Below are 3,763 nucleotides of genomic sequence, written 5' to 3'. Positions count from 1 at the left end.
TCGGTTTTATTGAGTAGGCTGCGCATAACTTCAACCGCTGCACCGTCAGCAGCAATTTTATCGCCACGGCCAAGCCATTTGTAACCTGCTAATGCAGCACCTTCGGTAACTCGTGAAAATGCCATTGCTAAGTCGCGTTTCATGATGACTCCAAATATGAAAGGGAAAAGGAAAAATTCGGCGAGATTTTAGCACATCAAAAAGGAAACGTTTGCTTTTTTGTCTAATGGCCATTTAGCGCATGATATTTTCAAAGAAATTGAAGCGTGAACCTTGGCTTGGTCAGGTGTTTGTCAATATGCGTGTGTTTTTTGAGCGAATGATATAAATTATCGAATATAGCGCGTGTTTATCGGCTCGCTGCTGAGTAGAATGGGGGCAAGAGCAACACTCACCAAACAACGACTTAAGCACACACCCGTTTAAGCACACATTCACTTAAGCAAGTAACGACTTAAGCAAATAGAAAGGTAGGCTAAAATGTCTTTTGAAGTATTAGAGCAATTGGAAGCAAAGATTCAAACAGCGGTAGATACAATTTCACTGCTACAAATGGAAGTAGAAGAGCTAAAAGAAGAAAAGCAACTGCTAGAAAACGAAGCGAATGAGTTAAAAGCAAACCGTGAAGCTCTAGAGCAAAAAACAGAGCAGATGCAACAAGAACAAGCGGCATGGCAAGAGCGTATCCGTGGCCTATTGGGTAAAATGGATGAAGTTGAGTAAGCGCTCGCTTAGACCCTGTAAATAATTGTTTGAAGCTTAATGAGCTTTCTAGCGCGATTAATCTTCTTTGAATTCATAATAAAAACGCCAGCGATCATTCGTTGGCGTTTTTGTTTTTATGACCGCAGGCGAGTTCTATTACCCTTGTGGGCGAACACCTAGCGTATGACAAAGTGCGTACGTCATTTCAGCGCGATTTAGCGTGTAGAAGTGGAAATCTTTCACACCTTCACGGCTTAAAATTCTCACCATATCGATCGCTTGGCTAGCACCGACGAGCTGGCGTGTGGTTGGGTCGTCGTCGAGACCTTCAAACTGCTTTGCCATCCAACCTGGTACTTTTACGTTGTTCATCGCGGCAAAACGAGACGCTTGTTTAAAATTCGACACGGGTAAAATACCTGGCACAATTTCTACATCAATCCCAGCAGCGACACAGCGGTCACGAAAACGCAGGTAACTTTCGACATCAAAGAAGAATTGAGTGATGGCACGATTTGCGCCCGCATCCACTTTGCGTTTTAGATTAAGAAGATCAGATTGCGCACTTTTCGCTTCAGGGTGAACTTCAGGAAACGCAGCCACAGAGATATCAAAGTCATGGCGTTCTTTAAGAAGCGTCACAAGATCTGATGCGTACATGTCTGGTGCACCGCCACCAGGTGGAATGTCGCCACGAAGCGCCACAATGCTTTGAATGCCGTTATTCCAGTAATCGTCCGCGATTTGGATTAACTCATCACGAGAAGCGTCAATACACGTTAGGTGAGGCGCAGCAATCAAACCGGTTTGGTCTTTAATGTCTTTGATGATGGAGTGAGTACGGTCTCGCTCGCCAGAGTTTGCGCCATAAGTAACAGAAACAAACTTTGGCTGTAGAGTTTTCAGACGGTGAACAGAGTTCCACAGTGTTTCTTCCATCTTTTCACTGCTCGGTGGAAAGAACTCGAATGACACATTAATGTTATCTGAAAGCTCAGCAACATTTTGGTTTAATGCGTCTATGTGACCTGCGTGTGTGTATCCCATCTTACTCTCCCTGTGATCAATCTAATCACCAAACTTTAAAATCGACGTTTAGACGTCTATATGTCCACAGAATGTAATGAAAGCGATTTAATGTCAACAGTGTAACTATGAATTTTTTTCATGTTGATAATGAGCCAATCTCAAGTAGAGATGAAGTCGCTATTTAATGAGTTATGTAAGTAGGTAGTCAAGCAACGATTAAGGCGATGAGTAGGATGATGCAAGAAAAGAGGAAAAAAATGGGCTAGATAATCTCTAACCCAATTATTGGCATGAAATAGGTTAGGTTACAGTAGGCTAGACAATAGGTTCAGATCCGATTGAATCGCTCCCGCCGTGACTTCTCGCCCTGCGCCAGGGCCACGAATCACCAATGGATTGTCTTTATACCACTTACTCTCAATCGCAAAAATATTGTCGCAAGGCAGCAGATTCGCGAGAGCGTGCTCTTTATTGAGCGCTTCAATACCAACGGTTGCTTTGCCGTTCTTCTCGAGTCGAGCAATGTAGCGCAGCACTTTGTCTTCACGCTGAGCTTTTTCCAATCGCTCGGCCAGAATCTCACTCAGTAGGGCGCTCTTATCCAGAAAGTCATCCAGCGGAAGGTCGGCCAACTCTTGAGGCACTAACGATTCCACTTTGACGTTTTCAGGTTCAATATCAAGGCCGGATTCACGGGCAAGGATAACCAACTTGCGCATAACGTCTGACCCATCAAGATCAGAACGCGGATCGGGCTCTGTTAGACCTTGTTGCCAAGCTAAATCTACTAATTCGCTGAAAGGTACAGTGCCATCAAACTGCTGGAATAACCACGACAGAGTGCCAGAGAAAATGCCCGATAATGCCATGATGTCATCACCACTTTCACGGAGATCGCGAACCGTGTGATTGATCGGTAAGCCCGCCCCCACGGTGGCATTGTATAACCAATGGCGATTGATTTTACTGAATGCATCTTGAACTTGATGGTAATAGTGACTGGATGCGGATCCTGCCACCTTGTTTGCCGAGATAAGGTGCATACCGTGTGCAGCAATGTCGAGGTATTGATTGGCCAGCACTTGGCTAGCGGTGACATCCAGAACGATCACATCGTCGTAGCCCTGAATCGAGCCTAGTCGCTCAATCCATTCTTTGCCATTGTGAGTGACCGATTCATCGTTAAAGCGCTTCTCAACGCCGCTAGCATCGATTCCTTGCTCGTCAAACCAATACGTTTGGCTGTCGATGACGGCAACGAGATTGAAGCTCATTCCACGGCGTTTTTCTAACTCATTTTTTTGGCTAGAGAACAACTCAAGCCAACTACTGCCAATATTACCCTTGCCACATAACGCAATAGCGACCCGTTTTTGTGCCTGGAACAGTTGAGTATGAATCGCATTGACCAACGACGTTATCGGCGTTTTACGTGTCACGGCCACAAGACTTAACCCAGATAGGGATTCAGAGATGAACTCGACCGGTGAAGCTTTCAGTTGTTGGTAAAAGCCGTAACAGTGATTTGGGTTCTTAGCGACGCCAGCACCGACAGCAGCCACAAGGGAATACCCTTCTTTGAGCTTAATTTCAGCTTCTATCGCGGCATCTTGTAGGTGGCTTAGGGCACCGCTAGCAATTTCGGCGGTGTAAGCAAGACGCAGTTTGTATTGATCGGGTTGAGCTTCATAGGCCAGCGGTTCAAGCTGGGCGCGTTTTAGGCTTTGCAGTACGTCGTTTTCTAAGCGTTCAAAATCATGGCTGTGAGCAAAGGAAAGCTGTATCAGCAATACTTCGTCAAGTGAGGTGATGATTTTGGCACCACGACCAGAAGCCAGTACACGTTCAATGCGTGTTGACCCGGATTCGGCTTGATAGCTGCAACGCAAATGAAGGTCCATAGTGCTTTGAGCGACAGGTTGCAGAGTGCGACTGTGCAGTACCGGTGCAGCAAGCCGAGCAAGTTCACTGGCTTCATCTAAACGAAGCAGTGGCAGTAGGCAAGCATCGCTAACAATGCGTGGGTCGG

The 3,763-nt window shown here is 45.9% G+C and carries 4 protein-coding genes; 1 reads left to right on the top strand and 3 read right to left on the bottom strand.

What is annotated here, in order from left to right; genetic code table 11:
* Positions 1–143 (bottom strand): fructose-bisphosphatase class II (locus ACP45E_RS16180; protein WP_141707370.1); only part of this gene is annotated, 143 nt, incomplete at its 3' end.
* Positions 144–480: 337 nt separating this feature from the next.
* Here ACP45E_RS16180 and zapB point away from each other — a divergent pair.
* On the top strand, positions 481–723 hold the full coding sequence (gene zapB / locus ACP45E_RS16175) for a cell division protein ZapB (RefSeq protein WP_017036805.1): 243 nt from the start codon (positions 481–483) through the stop codon (positions 721–723).
* 138 nt (positions 724–861) lie between these two features.
* On the opposite strand, the gene metF is transcribed toward zapB, so the two are convergent.
* Both metF and metL read right to left on the bottom strand, forming a co-directional pair.
* Positions 862–1,752 (bottom strand): methylenetetrahydrofolate reductase, encoded by an 891-nt coding sequence (gene metF, locus ACP45E_RS16170; protein WP_017036804.1) that lies wholly within the window; start codon positions 1,750–1,752, stop codon positions 862–864.
* Positions 1,753–2,039: 287 nt separating this feature from the next.
* Positions 2,040–3,763, bottom strand: a 1,724-nt coding sequence (gene metL / locus ACP45E_RS16165) for a bifunctional aspartate kinase/homoserine dehydrogenase II (RefSeq protein ID WP_069585236.1), incomplete at its 5' end; no start/stop codon positions are given.

The organism is Vibrio genomosp. F10 str. 9ZD137, assembly GCF_049974785.1.
GTDB lineage: Bacteria > Pseudomonadota > Gammaproteobacteria > Enterobacterales > Vibrionaceae > Vibrio.
Note: the sequence above shows the minus strand (reverse complement) of the source record. Positions and strands in the feature narration are given on the sequence as shown.

Coding starts and splice junctions, on each gene's coding strand:
- metF (WP_017036804.1), bottom strand. CDS start 1,752: ATGGGATACACACACGCAGGTCACATAGACGCATTAAACCAAAATGTT.
- zapB (WP_017036805.1), top strand. CDS start 481: ATGTCTTTTGAAGTATTAGAGCAATTGGAAGCAAAGATTCAAACAGCG.